Raw genomic sequence first — 16,984 nt, forward strand, 5'->3', positions numbered from 1 at the left:
AAATCTAAGATTCTATTTGCAATTTGATCATCCTAGACTGATCCCAGATCTATTGCTGCTCGTCTATTTGCAGGTAGCAGCCTGGTATTTGCATTTTTCCCCGGTCTATTTGCAGAATTCATCCTGCTATTTGCAGCATACTCCGGTTTATTTGCAGAATCCCCGGTTCTATTTGCAAATCAACTAAGCGAGCCGTTTCCCGTTCTTATGCAGTTTACCTATTTGCAGAATCCAGCTAACTATTTGTAAATTACCTATTCTATTTGCAGAATTTCCAGCCCTATTTGCAGGGTTAAGCATCTATTTGTATGTTTCCGTGCTCTTTTTGCAGGGTTCACATTCTGAACCTGCGGCCACATAAAAACAGACCCGCCAAACCGGCGGGTCCTTTAATTTAATTCACTTTAAACTTCTTAATAGAATCCAGCAGCTCCTCCGCCATCCCCGAAAGCGAAGCCGCAGATGCCGCAATTTCTTCCATGGACGCCAGCTGCTCTTCTGTAGCAGCGGATACATCCTGGCTTTCGGCTGTGGTGACAGCGGCAATTTCTTCGATTGCGCTTACGAGTTCCACCACCTGGTCGGCACCTTCGGCCATGTCCTTGATGGATGAGGAAACTTCCGCTATCTGGCCCGAAACGGTGTCGGCAAATTGCTGGATGTGGCTGAAGGCATCTCCTGCATTGTTAACCAGGTCAATTCCTTTTTCCACTTCAGCTGTTCCTTTTTCCATTGAAGTGATGGCCTTGCTTGTGTCCGTTTGAATCGTTGAGATCAGTTCGCGGATGCTTTCCGTCGATTTGGATGATTGTTCCGCCAGCTTGCGGACTTCATCGGCTACAACGGCGAAGCCTCTCCCGTGCTCACCTGCCCTTGCTGCTTCAATCGCTGCGTTTAGCGCGAGCAGATTCGTCTGGTCGGCAATTTCAGAAATGACATTGACAATCTGGCCAATTTCCTCTGAACGCTTCCCTAATGTATGAACAATTGAACCTAGTTCAGAGACTGTTAGATTAATATTTTTCATCTGGTTTGTTGAAAGGTCGATCGCTTCATTTCCTTTTACAACCACCTCATTTGTTTCATTAGCTGTTTGGGCAACCACATTTGTGTTGAGCATGATTCTCTGAATGCGGCCGGACATCTCTTTTACGACAGAAGTGCTTTCTTTCACCTTTTCCGTCTGCTGCTCAGTAGCTGTTGCTACTTCTTGGATGGAGTTGGCGACCTGCTCTGTTGCCATGTTATTCTGTTCGGAGCTTGCCGTCAGCTGTTCCGATGATGAAGCAAGGTGAACCGCTTTTTCACCTACCTGGTTGATTAATTGCTGAAGCGAAGCAACCATCTTATTGAAGCTGATGCCCAGTTTGCTGATTTCATCGTTATTTTTAACATCAAATTTCTGAGTCAGGTCTCCCTCGCTGACTTTATCAGTTGCTGCGATCAGCTGATTGAGCGGACGGGTAATCGAACGGACAATAAAATAAGAAATAAGTGCACCAATAAGTACGAAAATGGCGATGAATATAATCGTCGACATTAAGATAGGCTGTACGGCTGATGTTACTTCTTCCAGATTCATTGTGCCAAGCACCTTCATGCCTGTCAGCCCATTGGTGGTAAAGTGCATTTCTTTCTTTTCGCCATCAAGAGTGTATTCTACCTGCCCTTTTTCCTTTTCCAGGACTTCCGGCAGCCAGCTTCCCTCTGCCTCTGTGCCTGGCTTCTCCTGCGGGTGCACTAAAAAGCTTCCCTCCGCACTTAAGATAGCGGGATAGCCTTCTTTCCCAATCTTAATGTTATTGGATAGTTCACTTAGAGCAGAGAGACTTAAGTCAATCCCGATAACACCGGAGCTGTCGCCAAGCTTTTGGGCTACTGTGATTAGGATATTTCCGCTTACAGCATCAACATATGGCTCCGTGATGAAGGCTTTTCCCTTTGCCTCCATGGCACCCTGGTACCAGGGGCGTGTGGTTGCATCAAAGTCAGCCGGCAAATCTGCACGCGGATAAATAACTAAATCTCCATTTTCAGAGCCTGCATAAATGGCAACTGCCTCCGGATTCAGCTCTTTATATTGACTAAAGGCTTTATTCGTCTCGTCTAATTCTTCCGCAGTATAAAAATTCTTCTGTATCCGCTTTGAAAAATAATTCGTATCTTCCATTTTTGTTTTAATAAAATCCATGATAAATTGGTCAAGGATTTTTACATTGTCATCCGCACTCATTTCAATCTGGCCTGTTATTTCGTCTTGAGCCTTCTGATAGGAAATGTATCCAATTGAGGTGGATGGAATTAATAGAATAATAATAAATGAGAGCAATAATTTCTTTCTAATAGTAAATGAAAACAGCGACCCTTTTTCTTTCTGTTTTTTCTTTTTCATAATTGACCCCTTTTGAAAAGTTAGTAATTTACCGCCTTAACCTGCGAGATGGCACCTTCGAGCTTCTCGTCAACTACCCTTGCATCGTCAATATGCCTCTGGATCAGCTCGTTCACTTGATCAAAAACAGACTTCGTCTCCGAAATCTCATCGGCCACCTCCTGGGAATATCCCTTCTGAGCGTTTATCATTTCTATCACTTCACTGACTTCTGTTTCAACCGTATGGATAAGGCTTGTGATCGAATCAATTTTGCTGGTAGTTTGGCCACTGAGGGACATGCCATCTTTAATTAATTCGGTGCTTGCGACTGTGGAGTTCAGTGTTGCTTCAATATCGTCCTGAATATTTTTCGTCAGGGAACTAATATTAGCCGTACTCGTCGCTGTACTTTCAGCCAGTTTCCGGACCTCATCCGCAACGACAGCAAATCCTTTGCCCTGCTCGCCTGCGCGTGCCGCTTCGATGGATGCATTCAAAGCCAGGAGATTTGTTTGTTCCGCGATATCTTTTATGACCTGAACAATCATCTCAATTTCTTTTGACCTTTTGCTCAGCGCCTCCATCTTCTGTGAATTCACTTCTAATTGCTCACCCAGCTGCTTAATAAGCTGTTCAGACTTGCTCACGGATCCACGGCCTTCCTCCGAGCTTTTTACCATCTCTTTTGCAGACTGGATCAGATTTTCCCCCTTATCAGATAAAGTGAGACTGTTTGTAAAAGTAGCTTCACTATGTCTTTTTACGTTTTCAAAACCGTCTTTAATCTTCAAAACCAAATCCCCCAGCATGTAATGCTGTCCATTGACCATTTCATGCTGGCTCACCGTATTCGTCAAATCTTCATTGAATGAATGAATCAGTGTCTGATAATATTTTTCCCTGCGCTGAAATTCTTCTTCAGCAGCCTGAATTTTTGATTCCAGCTCCCGCTTTTCTACCTCCAGCTGCTTCAACTTTCCTTTTCCAAACATCATTGATCTCCCCATCTCATATATACTCTTCTATTATATCGACAGAAAACGTGAAATTTTGTGACCTTTTGCACTCTTTTTAAAAATATATGGGTCTTTCTAATCAACAAAAAAGAAGCACCCGCATTTCATTGCAGGTGCCTCATCTCTCTTATTTTTACCAGCGTGCAGTCAGCATCTTTCTCCTCGTATAGAATTCCACACCATCTGTTCCGTTGGCGTGAAGGTCTCCATAGAACGAATTCTTCCAGCCGGAGAATGGGAAGAAGGCCATTGGAGCCGGTACGCCGATGTTGACGCCGAGCATGCCTACTTCAATGTTTTCTCTGAAGTAGCGGACGCTGCTTCCATTTTGAGTAAACAGGCAGGCGCCATTACCAAAGTCGGATTTGTTGGTGAGCTCGATTGCTTCTTCCAGGCTCTTCACACGTACGATGGATAAAACTGGTGCGAAAATTTCTTCTTTCCAGATTTTCATGGATGGGTTTACATTGTCAAAGATCGTTGGTCCAATGAAATAGCCATTTTCGTGATATGCTTCGTCTTTGCGGCCATCGCGGACAAGGGTTGCTCCTTCTTTTTCGCCAATTTCAATATAACCGCTTGTACGCTCCTTGTTTTCCTGGCGAATGACTGGCCCTAAGAAAACTTCTTCGTCCAGCCCGTTTCCAATAGTCAGCTGGCTTGCCTGCTCATTCAATTTCTCAACAAGCTCGTCGGCAACAGAATCCACAGCTACTACTACAGAGCAGGCCATGCACCTTTCACCTGCTGACCCGTAAGCGGCAGCAATTATTTCTTTAACAGCTCCATCAAGGTCTGCATCAGGCATAACGATAGAGTGATTTTTTGCTCCAGCAAGCGCCTGTACGCGTTTGCCGTTCGCTGTTGCTGACTTGTATATATACTCGGCAACAGGCTGGGAGCCAACGAAAGAAATAGCCGGTACATCCTTATGGTCGATCAGGCTGTTCACCACATCATGCGCACCATGGACGATATTGAATACCCCAGCCGGCAGGCCTGCTTCTGTGAACAGCTCTGCCAGGCGGTTAGCCAGGATTGGTGTTCTTTCAGACGGCTTTAAGACGAATGTGTTTCCGCAGGCAATCGCAAGCGGAAACATCCAGCAAGGTACCATCATCGGGAAGTTGAAAGGTGTGATGCCGCCGATGACGCCAACCGGGTAGCGGTACATGCCCGATTCTATATTCGTCGCAATGTCAGGAAGCTGCTTACCCATCATAAGAGATGGCGCGCCTGCAGCAAATTCCACACATTCAATTCCGCGCTGAACCTCACCGTAAGCTTCTTTATAGTTTTTGCCGTTTTCCTGTGTAATCAGCTTTGCCAGATCGTCCCAGTTGTCTACTAAAAGCTGCTGATATTTAAATAGTACTCTGGCTCTTTTTGGCACCGGCGTTTTGCTCCAGGTTTTAAACGCTTCTTTGGCAGCCTGAACAGCTTTATCGACATCTTCGCGGGTTGAGATTGGAGTGCGTGCAAGCTCCTCGCCCGTTGCCGGGTTTGGCACCAATTCGAATTTATCCGTGTTTGCATCCACCCATTCGCCATTGATAAAGTTCTTTAATACCTTTGCTGTTGTCGCTGTCATAAGTAAAATCCCCTTTCAAAATTAGAAGTCTATTATTTTAAAAAATTGAATATAAGATCACAGCCAGGAATAACACAGCCGTTGGCATTGCTGCACTCAGGATAAAAATTGGCCAGTAGGAACGCTTATGGGTTTCCCCGCATATTGCCCGGATCGTCGTAACGACATAGCCATTATGCGGAAGTGAATCCAGACCGCCCGAAGCAAGTGCTGAAATCCTGTGCATCGCCCCAGGATCGAGGCCTTGGGCCATATACATAGGCGCCAGAATCGGAAGGGCAATCCCCAAACCGCCTGAAGCCGAGCCTGTAATCCCGCAAATCAGCGTAACGGCTATCGCCAGTCCCATTAAGGGAGGTCCAGGAATATTGACCAGAGCATCGACGAATGTATCAAAGGCAGCAACCTGGGCGGCAACACTTCCGAAGCCCACAACCGCACACGTATTAGCCGCAGCGACTAAAGCATCCTGGGCACCTTTTGCCAAAGCCTCCCAAAATCCAACCAGATATTTAATCATCAATACACATGCCAAAATGATCCCGCTCGTCAGGGAAATTAAAGCGGCCGCCGTTGACGAAGTAAAGTTGGCTGCTGTGTTTAAAATGGCAATAACGGAAGCCAGCGGCAATATCGCCATCAATACATTCGGGAAGTCCTTCCCTGCAGGGGCAGCATCAGGCCTTTGCAGGGACAGCTCCGTTTCCAGAGCAGCCGCCGACTCATTTGGAGCACCGGACTGCTGATTCGGCAAAGAAAATACCTCTCCATTTTGAACCGCTTTTTTCACCATCCGGCTTAGTAATATACCGCCTGTTACCATTATGATTAATGCCATTAACACTCCAATGATTCCACCTGCAGTCGGCTTTGTTCCGAAAAACTCAGTTGGAATCAGGTTTTGGATTTCCGGCGAGCCCGGTGCTGTCATCGTAAACGAAATCGACCCGAACACCAAAGCAGCCGGGATAAAGCGATGCGGCAGATTGGCCACTTTAAATAAGGAGACAGCGATTGGGTACACTGCGAAGCCTACGACAAACAAGCTGACGCCGCCATATGTCATAATCGCTGCTGCGGCCACGACAGCAAATACAGCTCTCGATGGGCCCAGTGTATCCTTAACCCAATTCGCAATACTGTCAGCCGCCTTGGTTACCTGCATAATTTTTCCGAAAACTGCCCCAAGCAGGAAGATTAGAAACCATGAGTAAAAATAATTTGTAAAGCCTGTCATATAATGCTCTGTCAGGGCAGTCTCAAGATTAAGTCCTCCTGAAAGAGCAACCACAACGGCGCTGATGATGGCGGCAATAATTATATTTACGCCTTTCATTGTTAAATACATTAATAGAATCAGTGAAGCGATTAAGCCCAGCATTCCAAGCATCTGATTGTCCCCCTGTTACACTTTTTCTGTTTCAGAGGAAAACTGATATTCATAGCAAACATGGTATAGCTCTTCCAGCTCGCTCTGAGTCGGGACTCTTGGATTGTTGCCAGGGCTGCCGCTGTCAATCGCATCAGTTGCCATTTTACTTATCGCAGCCTTAAACGCTTCTTCGTCAATTCCCCATCCTCTTAAGTTAGGAATATTTAATTTCAAACACAAATCCTTAACAGATTGAACAGCGATTTCAGCTGCTTCTTCTCTGGTAAGGCTTTCATTATCAGGCTGAAAAATTCGTCCGATATCTGCTAAGCGATCAATACATGCTTCCTGGCTGAATTCCAATACGGCCGGCAAGAGCATGGCATTCGAGATTCCATGCGGTACATGGAATAAAGCTCCAATGGGACGGCTCATTCCGTGCACAAGGCATACGGATGCGTTTGAGAACGCCATTCCAGCCTGGAGAGAACCAAGGCTCATCGCCTCACGGGCATCGACGTTTTCCCCCTCATTGTAAGCGGTTAAAATATTTTCCACGATCAGTTTCATAGCTGATACCGCTATCGTATCGGTCATTGGATGTGCTTTTTTAGACAGATATGCTTCAATGGCATGGCTTAATGCATCCACCCCTGTTGCAGATGTAACATTCTTCGGTGAGGATATCGTGAGCAAAGGATCCACAATTGCTACACTCGGCATGAAGGCAGGCTGCTTAATCATCATTTTTACATCATTGGATGAGTTCGTAATGACTGTTACATCTGTTGCCTCTGAGCCTGTCCCGGCTGTCGTCGGAATGGCAATGTGAGGTACAGGCGCATTCTTAGCCAGTTTCCTTCCTCCCATATAATCGCCGATATAGCCGCCATTCGTTGCGAGAACGGCGATGGCTTTCGCCGTATCAATACAGCTGCCGCCTCCTACTGAGATGACCATGTCGCATTGCTCTTTTTGAAAAAGCGTCAATGCTTCTACTACATACTCATCAGTTGGTTCAGAGGTTACCCCAAGGTATACCTCGCTATTTACTCCGGCTTCCTGAAGAAGAGTTCTGCATTCGCTTACATAACCGAGCTGATCCATTATTTTGTCACTGATTATTAATGCCTTTTTCCCTCTAAGCGCCGCTTCAGCACCAACTTTTTCGGAAGATCCCCTTCCATAAAAGATCGGTTCCGGCACACGGAAAACTGCTGGTTTCTCCATTGAACATTCCACCCCTTTTGCTTCGTTACTACTATACTTGCAAGGAGTGTGCCAACTATGAAACCCAGTAAAGTCAGTGTTCTATTTCTGCCAAAGTGTAGCTGCTACACTACAACTGTAGATATTTTGTAGCGAAACCACTACACTACATTCACGTTATTCCATGCTTCTTCAGCTTTTGGTAGAGGGTCGTCCGATGTATTCCCAGTAAATCAGCAGCCTTCGATTTATTCCCGCCTGCCTTTCTTAAAGCATCAAGAATTAATTCCGATTCTCTTTGATTTCCCAGAAACCTGGCTTCCTCAATGGATCCGACAGCTAATGAGGAAGCTTTCCCTTTTTTAGTGGAAGGTTCAGGCCTTTTCAACATCTCCGGCAAATGGTGATAGTCAATAATCTTCCCATCCACCAGGGTAACCAGCTGCTCCACGGTATTGACCATCTCGCGAATATTTCCCCTCCATGGATGCCGTACAAATGCATTCACCGCTTCAGAGGTGAAGATTTTCCCCGGTACCTGATACCTCTCACAAATCTCTCTCAGATAATGGATCAGCAGGACGGGGATATCCTTTTTCCGTTCACGCAGCGGCGGGATGTGAAGCTGGATAATGTTCAGCCGGTAGTATAGATCCTCCCGGAACTCCCCTGTTTCGATCATTTGCATAAGGTCACGGTTTGTCGCTGCGACTACTCTGACATTGATCCGATACTTCTTCACCCCGCCGACACGTTCGGCTTCTTTTTCCTGCAGAACCCGCAGGAGTTTGGTCTGCATGACAAGCGGCATCTCCCCGATTTCATCGAGAAAAATAGTACCGTTGTCTGCCAGTTCGAATTTTCCGGGCTTGCCTCCCTTTTTCGCGCCGGTAAATGCACCTTCTTCATAGCCGAACAGTTCAGATTCGAATAAGTGCTCTGGAATGGCCCCGCAGTTTACACTGATGAACGGCCCGGTCGAAAAGGGGCTGAGATGGTGGATGCTTTTTGCGAACATCTCTTTACCCGTCCCGCTCTCACCCGTAATCAGAACAGTTGCCGCAGTCCTTGCCGCCTTCCGTGCCAGCCGCTTTACATCTGCAATGCCTTCGCTTGTCCCAATGATCTGATCAATTGTAATCCGGCTATCGCTTTCCTTTTTCTTTGTGAAAAGATCTGGCTTAGCCGTTTGATTTTCCTGCAGTCTTTCATAGATTTTATAAACCTCCGAGACCCCTTCAAAAATCAGCATTCCTATCGCCCCGACAATCTTGCCTTCTTTCCTGAGCGGAATCCGGTGCACCACCATGTCATGCCCCTGGATGTTCTGGAGAACCCCGCGTTCGGCTATTCCGGTCTTTACCGTCTCATGAAGATGGGTGTTATCGATTACTTCTGTCACATGCCTGCCAATCGCATCCTCCCGGTTAACTCCGGTAAAACGGCTGTATGCTTCATTGAATTCCTGCAGGATGCCGTTTTGATCAACAACGGCTATCCCCTCATAGGCACTTTCCAAAATTGCTCCAAGAGCACCATCTGAATTTTGCTTTTGCCTCAGGTTATGCAGGTATTTGGAAAGCCCGTCAAGCATATCCCTGGTTGTCAGGATTCCAAGCAATTTGCCATTTTCACCTATGACAGGAAGCTGATCATATGGAAGCGACAAAATATCAAGGATCAAATCATCTGGCCGGACAGCAGCCAGATTCGATTTGGGGATACTGCCAATCAAAGTGTCCCCTGAGTTGCCCTGGGCAAAGTAGTTAAGCAGCTTTCTTGATGTAATCATACCGACTAACCCATTCTGCTCATCCAATACTGGCAGGCTTTCCAGATGAAGATCCACCATCATTTTTGCAGCTTCACCCAGTGTTTGCCCCGGCTGAATACAAAAAGGGCTGGGTGTCATCCAGTTTTTCACATAGAGAAGCTCATCAATATGTAATTGCGGCACAAAGGATTCCTCCTTCTATCGTAATTTTCTAAATTATATCATTATTAGAAAAAATAAAGGGGTTAGGTCAATTGCGAACTGCGCAGGAGCGTAGCTTTCTGTGTTGCCGATTGTGAACTTTGCAAATAAAAGCGGGTAACCTGCAAATAAAGATGTTAATTTGCAAATAAACTGTTAGAACCTGCAAATCAATGGCCAATGCTGCAAATAAAGGTGGGATTTTTGCAAATAAACCACTGCACACAGCGGCTTTTTATAAAAAGAAAGACAGAGAGACTAAACCCCTCTGTCTTTCCGCTAAAGCCATTTAGAAAATCGAAAATAAAATGACCGCTAAAATCACACCAAGTATCGGAACAATTACTGTCAATGCACCAAATGCCGGATAGGCATCCTTATGCGATTCACCGCAGATGGCACGGATGGTTGTCACAACGTAGCCGCCATGCGGCAAGGAATCAATCGATCCGGATGATATCGCCACAACACGATGGAGTTCACTTGCATTGACACCCATATCCAGATAATGCGGGGCAAGCAGCGGCAGTGCGATGGATTGGCCACCTGAAGCAGAGCCGGTCAGTCCGGCAATGACAGCAACAGCCAGAGCTCCGCCGATTAATGGGCTTCCCGGAATGCTTGTCATGGCATCAACTGCACTTGCAAAGGCAGGTGTTACTTTAGCCACACCGCCAAAGCCTACAACCGCAGATGTATTGGCAATGGCAATCAATGCGCCAATCGTTCCTTCAGACACGGCTCCCCATACATTTGTAAAATACTTGCGGTTAAGAAAATAGGTTGCAAAGCAGCCGCTCAATAACGCGATAATAAGGGCTGACTGTGCCAATGAATCATGGAAGATAAATGAAATCACAAGGACGACCAAGAGCGGGATCATACTTAACATCGGGCTTGGCAGGTTTTCGCGGATCAACGCAGAATCCGTTTCTCTTGCCTCAAATTTTTCTCCATTGCGGATCGCTTTGTTAATCATTTTCTTCAGCCACCAGTATCCAAATGCCATCATAAAGACAGCAACAATAAAGCTGACTTCCCAGGCGGCATATGGGGAAGTTCCCAGGAATTCAATCGGAATCCAGTTCTGGATTTCCGGTGAACCCGCTGACGTCATGGTAAATGTAGTCGAACCGAAGGCAAGAGCTGCCGGTATGAACCTTCTTGGCAGGTTGGCTTCCTTAAATAGGCTCAAGGCCATTGGATAGACGGAAAATGCAACAACAAACAGACTTACACCGCCATAGGTTAAGACCGCACAGGCAATGACAACAGCCAACGCTGCCCGTTTCATGCCAATCTTGTCGATAATCCATTTGGAAACACTATCTGCTGCTCCGCTATCCTCCATTAGTTTTCCAAAAATGGCACCGAATAAGAACATCAAATACCAGGATGTAATAAACCCGGCAAACCCGTTCATATAGTTGGTTAGAAAATTGACTTCACCCTCGCCTGCCAGCTGAGGAAAAATCGGTAATCCACTGAATATTGCAACAATAAATGCAGCAAGAGGGGCAGCAAGCAGCAGGTTCATCCCTCTCATCGTTAAATAGATGAGAAGCCCAATCCCCCCAAGCAATCCAATCATACTTAGCATAAGATCCTCCTATCAGAAAAGCGCAAGGCGCCCGCTTTCGGCGACAAGCATAAGACAAGCCGGCTGAAAGGTTGTTCTTTAACCTTTTGGACGGATTGGCTTATGACCTCGAGCCGATGGCGCCTGGAGCTAGACACTTATCGAACTTCAAAGATGTAAAATTGGTTTTACTAAAACCCCTGCCTTCTCTCCATCACCTTCTGTCCGCTACCGATCCTCTTTCCACCAAATGCCCTTCTATTCTTTGAATTTCAGGGGTGTCCATATCCCCGTTAATGTGCTCTAAAAGGAGGTTAATCGAATAATCGACCATTTCATCGACCGGCTGATGCCAGGTGGTTAATTCATAGGATGACCAATCCGACATAGCCACATTGTCAAAGCCTATGACCGAAATATCCTCAGGGATTCTGATACCCTGTTTTTTCAGATAATCCATTGCGCCAAAAGCGGATATATCATTTGCACAGAAGATGGCATCTATCTTTTTATCCTGTTCCAGCAATCTATGGGCAGCTGCAAATCCTCCTTCATACGAATAAAGACCATTTTCGGTTAAAAAGGCAGAGATGCCGTGTTCTTTCAAAGCTTCCTGGAACCCATTTTTCCGATCCACTGTTGTTGATGTATTCATCGGTCCGGAGATAAAGGCGAGATTTTCATGTCCTTTTTCTATCAAGTAGTGCCCTATCCTTTTACCGGCAGCAAAGTTATCGCACACAACAGCACTGCTTAAGGAATCGTTCACATATCGGTTAAACAGGACGACCGAGATGCCATTACGGGTAAACTTCTGTACAGTCGAAGAGGTCAAAAGCGCATCTGTGATGATGGCTCCCTCCACGCTGTACTCTATTAAATGGCTCACTTCATCCTCTTGGATTTCGTTATTCTGGGAGTTGATAAACATTACCTTGTACCCTTTTTCAGCCAGCCTGCTGTAGAACTTATCGAGGATTTCCGGATAAAAAGGGTTCTGGATATTCCGCATGACAATCCCAATGATGCGGGACTGATTCGTGATCAGGCCGCGGGCAATGGCATTCGGCTGATAGCCCAGCTGTTCAGCAGCCTCCAGAATAAGCTTTTTCTTTTTTGATGAGATACTTGAATTTTCACTAAAAGCCCTGGACACACTCGATTGCGAAACGCCTGCCAGCCGAGCGACATCCATGGCTGTCACTTTTTTATTTTTCAACGCATGTTCCTCCTGCCTGAATCTAGACAGAGAAATTATAACAGATTTTGCTTACTTCACGAGGCTGCCATATCGCTTCACACGAAGGTCAGCTTGTGCCTGGTGTCCTTTAAAGCCTTCAAGGTCGCATAGACGGGATGCATATTCACCGATTTTTGCACTTGCTTCAGGCGTTGTTCTCTGGTATGTGCATGTTTTCAGGAACTTGCCAACCCATAGGCCGCCAGTGTAGCGTGCTGCCTTTTTGGTAGGAAGCGTGTGGTTTGTACCAATGACTTTATCCCCGTAAGCAACATTCGTTTCCGGCCCAAGGAAAAGCGCTCCATAGTTGGTCATGTTTTCAAGGAAGTAGTTTGGATCCTCAGTTAATACCTCCACGTGCTCATAAGCCAATTTATCCGCTTCCACTACGGCTTCTTCCAGGCTGTCAACAAGAATGATAGAACCGTAATCTTTCCATGCCGCGCCTGCAACATCTGCTGTTGGAAGAGTCTCAAGCTGGCGTTCAATTTCTGCCACTGTTTCGTTCGCCAGTTTCTCTGAAGTTGTAATCAGGCATGCCGGAGAGTTAGGTCCATGCTCAGCCTGTCCTAATAAATCGGTTGCAATTATTTCAGCATCCGATGTTTCATCTGCAATGACAAGAACCTCAGTTGGTCCTGCAAACAGGTCGATTCCCACTCTGCCATATAATTGACGCTTCGCTTCTGCAACAAATGCATTACCAGGGCCAACCAGCATATCAACCGGCTCGATTGTTTCCGTTCCGATTGCCATTGCACCCATCGCCTGGATTCCGCCAAGAAGGTAAATCTCGTCAGCGCCTGCAAGATGCATCGCGGCTACGGTTGCGGAAGGAATTTCTCCTTTAATCGGAGGTGTACATGCAATTACGCGCTTAACGCCTGCCACTTTCGCTGTCAAAACACTCATGTGGGAGGAAGCAACCATCGGGTAGCGTCCGCCGGGAATATAGCATCCTACACTGTTTACCGGAATGTTTTTATGGCCAAGGAACACGCCAGGCAATGTTTCTACTTCAATATCCTGTAATGCTGCTTTCTGGTGCTCGGCAAAATTGCGGATTTGCTCCTGAGCAAATTTGATGTCATTGATCGTTTGTTCAGGTACAGATGCCACAATCTCCTGAATTTGCTCATCACTTAATCTGAATTGTTCCGGTGACCATTTATCAAACTGCTCAGAAAGCTTGCGGACCTCTGAATCGCCGTTCTCTTCAATATTTTTAAGAACCGCGCTTACAGCTTCCCTTACTTTTACGTCAGCTTCCTGTACTTCTTGATCATTTTTCCCCTGTTTTAAGAAAGTTGCCATTTGATATCACTCCAAGTTATTTATTTTTGAATACGTATGCAAAAATCTGTAAATAATTAAATGGCTGTCCATCCGCCATCTACTTTTATCGTATCACCCGTAATAAACTTTGATAGATTGGAAGAAAGGAATAGTGTGGCTGCCGAAACATCACCTGCATCCGCAAGCTTTCCAAGCGGAATTCTGCTGTAGACTTCCTTTTCGAATTCCTTGTCTTCGAACATTTTTGAAGTCAGCTCCGTTTCAATAAAGGTCGGAGCCACTGCGTTCACATTAATCCCATGGGAGGCCCATTCCACCGCAAGTGCTTTCGTCAGCTGTACCATGCCGCCTTTGCTGGCACAATAAGCCGCCCGGTTGTAATAGCCGACAAAGGCCATCTGGGAAGCAATGTTGATAATTTTGCCGGATTGATTCGGGATCATATATTCGGCTGCTTTCTGGCTGCAGAAGAAAGCCGCTTTCAAATTGGTATCAAGCGTCAGATCCCAATCCTCTTCCGTCACTTCCATGGCAGGCTTGGCCCGGTTAATTCCCGCGTTATTGACCAGCACATCGAGAGAGCCCATATAATCTGCGGCCGCTTCTGTCATTCTTTGAATCTCTGAAACATTGTTTAAATCAGCGGAAACATAGAAGCTGCTGCGATTGAATTTTCTCAGTTCTTCGGTTGTCTGCTGCAGAGCCTCTTCATCTCTCCCCACGATCACAACCTTAGCTCCGTTTTTGGCAAAGGAAAGGGCGATATCCCTTCCGATTCCTTTGCTTCCGCCTGTGACAAGCACCGATTTATTCTCCAGATCGGGAAAGTTCTTCATACCATTCCTCCATCAGATTAATTGGATTCCCAGATCCTTTTTCAAAAAGCGGATCAGCTCTTCTTCCCTCTTCTGGTTGTATTGTTTGGAAAAATCCTCATCCCACTTGTAGTAGCCTTCACCCGATTTATCGCCGAGCTTCTGTTCTTCTACAAGCTTCTTTAAAATTGGCAGGGATCCCTCAGCACTGGATAAATGCTGGAACAGATAATCAGAGATGGCCGAGAAGACATCCAGTCCGCCCATATCGGCCGTCATCAGCGGGCCAGAAACCGGCAGCCTGCGTCCAATTCCGTAAGTAACTGCATCATCAATATCTTCTTTGCTCGCGATGCCTTCCTCCAGGAGATACTGGGCTTCGCGGAAGAGTGCATATTGAAGGCGATTGCCGACAAAACCGGGAATTTCTTTTTTCACTTCAATCGGCTTTTTCTTCATTTGCTTTAAAAGCTGAAAAGATCTTTCCACAGCTTCATCGCCAGTCTTCTCACCCCGTACGACCTCTACGAGAGGAATCAGATGAGCCGGGTTCCAGAAGTGCGTCACCACTGTCCGTTCCGGATATACTGTCTCGGAGGCAATCTCCGTTGGACTGAGGCCGGAAGTATTGCTGGCCAGAATGACATCTGGAGCACAAAGAGCGTCAAGACGCTTAAATAAGTCAACCTTTAATTGAATGTTTTCCGGTACAGCTTCAATTACAAAAGTAGCATCCGTGACCGCTTCTTCAACAGATACGGTCATTTTAATATTTTCCTGAATTTGGGCAGCTTCCGAATCGGATAAAATACCGTTATTGAGCATAACCTCAAGCTTCTTCAGCATATTGGTCCAGCCCTGTTCCAGGTCGGCGTCACTGATGCCCTGCATTTTCACACTCAGTCCGGCCCAGGCCGCATTAAGCGCAATGGAATGGCCCATCGTGCCGCACCCAAGTACAGCTATTCTCTCCATTCGCTCACCAACTTTCTGAAATTTCTACCTTTTGAATACGTATTCAATATACTATGTAAGCGCTATAATTTCAAGTTGAAATACTAAATTATGAAATTATTTTGTGTTTGTCTCATCCGGGAATGCAGTGTTTACAGGGGTTTCCCGGGTTCAATCAAACGTTTGATTGATTTTAACAAAATGACTTAGAGACCAATCCCTGCCAGGCCGCTGCTTGGGGGACAGGTTGACTGTCCCCTTTCCCGTGAATGTGAACATTACTAATAGAAACGGGAAACCCGCAAATAGAATAGCTCATTTTGCAAATAGATTGCTTGAATCTGCATATAGAATGACCAAACCTGCATATAGAGGGGAGAATTCCGCAATTAGGCCGTTTCGCACGACTGCTTTTATAAAAAAAAGACAGAGAGCTTGATCCCCCTGTCTTCTCTTATATGATTATGTATCTAAAAACGTCTTTCCCTTCAGCTGATCCAATGTCACAACAAAGTCGTGCAGCAGTTTGTAGGAGTTCTCCATATCATCCAGGTCGACTACTTCTATAGGAGTATGAGTATAACGGGATGGGATTGAGATAACACCCGCTGTGACGCCTTTATTGGTCATATGTATGGCTCCGGCATCAGTTCCAATTCCCATGAAGACTTCATGCTGATATGGAATATTCCCTTCTATCGCCACTTTTTCGAGGTGCTGCGTGACAAGCGGATGGGCAATCAGTGATTTATCAGCGATTTTGATGCAAGGGCCGCTGCCAAGGCTTCTCGTGCCTGTCATTAGGACATCAAATGTGTCGCTGGTTGGGGTTGTGTCAAGTGCCAGCGCAAAGTCAGGATCTACGGCAGCAGATACAACGGAAGCCCCTCTCAATCCTACTTCCTCCTGAACCGTAAATGCTCCGTAGATGTCGCCATGCTGTGTCCCATTTCCTCCGATGTTTTGAAGTAAGCGGATCAGTAGTGCGCAGCCTGCCCGGTCGTCCAAGGCTTTGCCAATAACACGGTTATTTCCTATTTTTTTGAACTCTGTGCCATAGCTGATGGGCTGTCCAACCTTTATTCCCATTTCCGCGGCTTCTTCTGCTGTGCGGGCTCCAATATCAATATAAAGATCACGGTGGCTGGAAATGCGTTTTGGATCATCCCATTTCACATAGTGGGCTGAAATGGTTCCGATCACTCCATCCACAGTGCCATTTTCAGAACGGATCTTAATTGGCAATGATAAAAGGATCCGGTCATCGAATCCGCCTAGTTTTTCAAATCGGATTAACCCATTGTCTTCAATCTTTTTTACAATAAATCCAATTTCATCGGTGTGAGCTGCAATGACTAAAGAAGGGAAATCCGCGCTGTTCCCTTTCTTTTTCACAATCAGGTTTCCTACCGGATCGACGTGGTATTCATCTACATAATCCTTCACTTCATTTAAGATAAATCTTTGAACATCCTGTTCAAAACCGCTGGGACCCACAATATCACACAGGCCTTTCAATAATTCATACACAGTGAAACCCTCCCATTAATTTGAAAAGAAATC

Annotated in this window: 12 protein-coding genes; all 12 read right to left on the bottom strand. The window is 46.0% G+C overall.

Annotated features, from left to right (window positions below):
- Positions 1-394: 394 nt before the first annotated feature.
- Positions 395-2,392, bottom strand: coding sequence for a methyl-accepting chemotaxis protein (locus A361_RS25215; RefSeq protein WP_019380719.1), 1,998 nt, complete (start codon positions 2,390-2,392; stop codon positions 395-397).
- Positions 2,393-2,412: 20 nt separating this feature from the next.
- Complete coding sequence (locus A361_RS31030; protein ID WP_269465761.1) at positions 2,413-3,369, bottom strand: methyl-accepting chemotaxis protein; 957 nt, start codon at positions 3,367-3,369, stop codon at positions 2,413-2,415.
- A 154-nt stretch (positions 3,370-3,523) separates the two neighbouring features.
- Positions 3,524-4,981 carry a CoA-acylating methylmalonate-semialdehyde dehydrogenase gene (locus A361_RS25225; protein WP_019380717.1) on the bottom strand — a complete coding sequence of 486 codons (1,458 nt, stop codon included), beginning with the start codon at positions 4,979-4,981 and terminating at the stop codon, positions 3,524-3,526.
- A 37-nt stretch (positions 4,982-5,018) separates the two neighbouring features.
- Positions 5,019-6,371, bottom strand: coding sequence for a GntP family permease (locus tag A361_RS25230; protein ID WP_009332114.1), 1,353 nt, complete (start codon positions 6,369-6,371; stop codon positions 5,019-5,021).
- Positions 6,372-6,386: 15 nt separating this feature from the next.
- Positions 6,387-7,583: an iron-containing alcohol dehydrogenase gene (locus tag A361_RS25235; protein WP_019380716.1), complete on the bottom strand. Its 1,197-nt coding sequence runs from the start codon at positions 7,581-7,583 to the stop codon at positions 6,387-6,389.
- A gap of 151 nt (positions 7,584-7,734) precedes the next feature.
- Positions 7,735-9,519 (bottom strand): sigma-54-dependent Fis family transcriptional regulator, encoded by a 1,785-nt coding sequence (locus A361_RS25240; RefSeq protein ID WP_019380715.1) that lies wholly within the window; start codon positions 9,517-9,519, stop codon positions 7,735-7,737.
- A gap of 307 nt (positions 9,520-9,826) precedes the next feature.
- Positions 9,827-11,137, bottom strand: coding sequence for a GntP family permease (locus A361_RS25245; protein ID WP_019380714.1), 1,311 nt, complete (start codon positions 11,135-11,137; stop codon positions 9,827-9,829).
- 193 nt (positions 11,138-11,330) lie between these two features.
- Positions 11,331-12,335 (bottom strand): LacI family DNA-binding transcriptional regulator, encoded by a 1,005-nt coding sequence (locus tag A361_RS25250; protein ID WP_009332118.1) that lies wholly within the window; start codon positions 12,333-12,335, stop codon positions 11,331-11,333.
- A gap of 51 nt (positions 12,336-12,386) precedes the next feature.
- Complete coding sequence (gene hisD, locus A361_RS25255) at positions 12,387-13,670, bottom strand: histidinol dehydrogenase (RefSeq protein ID WP_009332119.1); 1,284 nt, start codon at positions 13,668-13,670, stop codon at positions 12,387-12,389.
- A gap of 56 nt (positions 13,671-13,726) precedes the next feature.
- Positions 13,727-14,488: an SDR family NAD(P)-dependent oxidoreductase gene (locus A361_RS25260; RefSeq protein ID WP_019380713.1), complete on the bottom strand. Its 762-nt coding sequence runs from the start codon at positions 14,486-14,488 to the stop codon at positions 13,727-13,729.
- Between the two features lie 12 nt (positions 14,489-14,500).
- On the bottom strand, positions 14,501-15,442 hold the full coding sequence (locus tag A361_RS25265; protein WP_026041623.1) for a 3-hydroxyacyl-CoA dehydrogenase family protein: 942 nt from the start codon (positions 15,440-15,442) through the stop codon (positions 14,501-14,503).
- A gap of 441 nt (positions 15,443-15,883) precedes the next feature.
- Positions 15,884-16,951 carry a M42 family metallopeptidase gene (locus tag A361_RS25275; protein WP_019380710.1) on the bottom strand — a complete coding sequence of 356 codons (1,068 nt, stop codon included), beginning with the start codon at positions 16,949-16,951 and terminating at the stop codon, positions 15,884-15,886.
- Positions 16,952-16,984 lie beyond the last annotated feature (33 nt).

Origin of the sequence: Cytobacillus oceanisediminis 2691, from assembly GCF_000294775.2 — a bacterium.
GTDB lineage: Bacteria > Bacillota > Bacilli > Bacillales > Cytobacillaceae > Cytobacillus > Cytobacillus pseudoceanisediminis.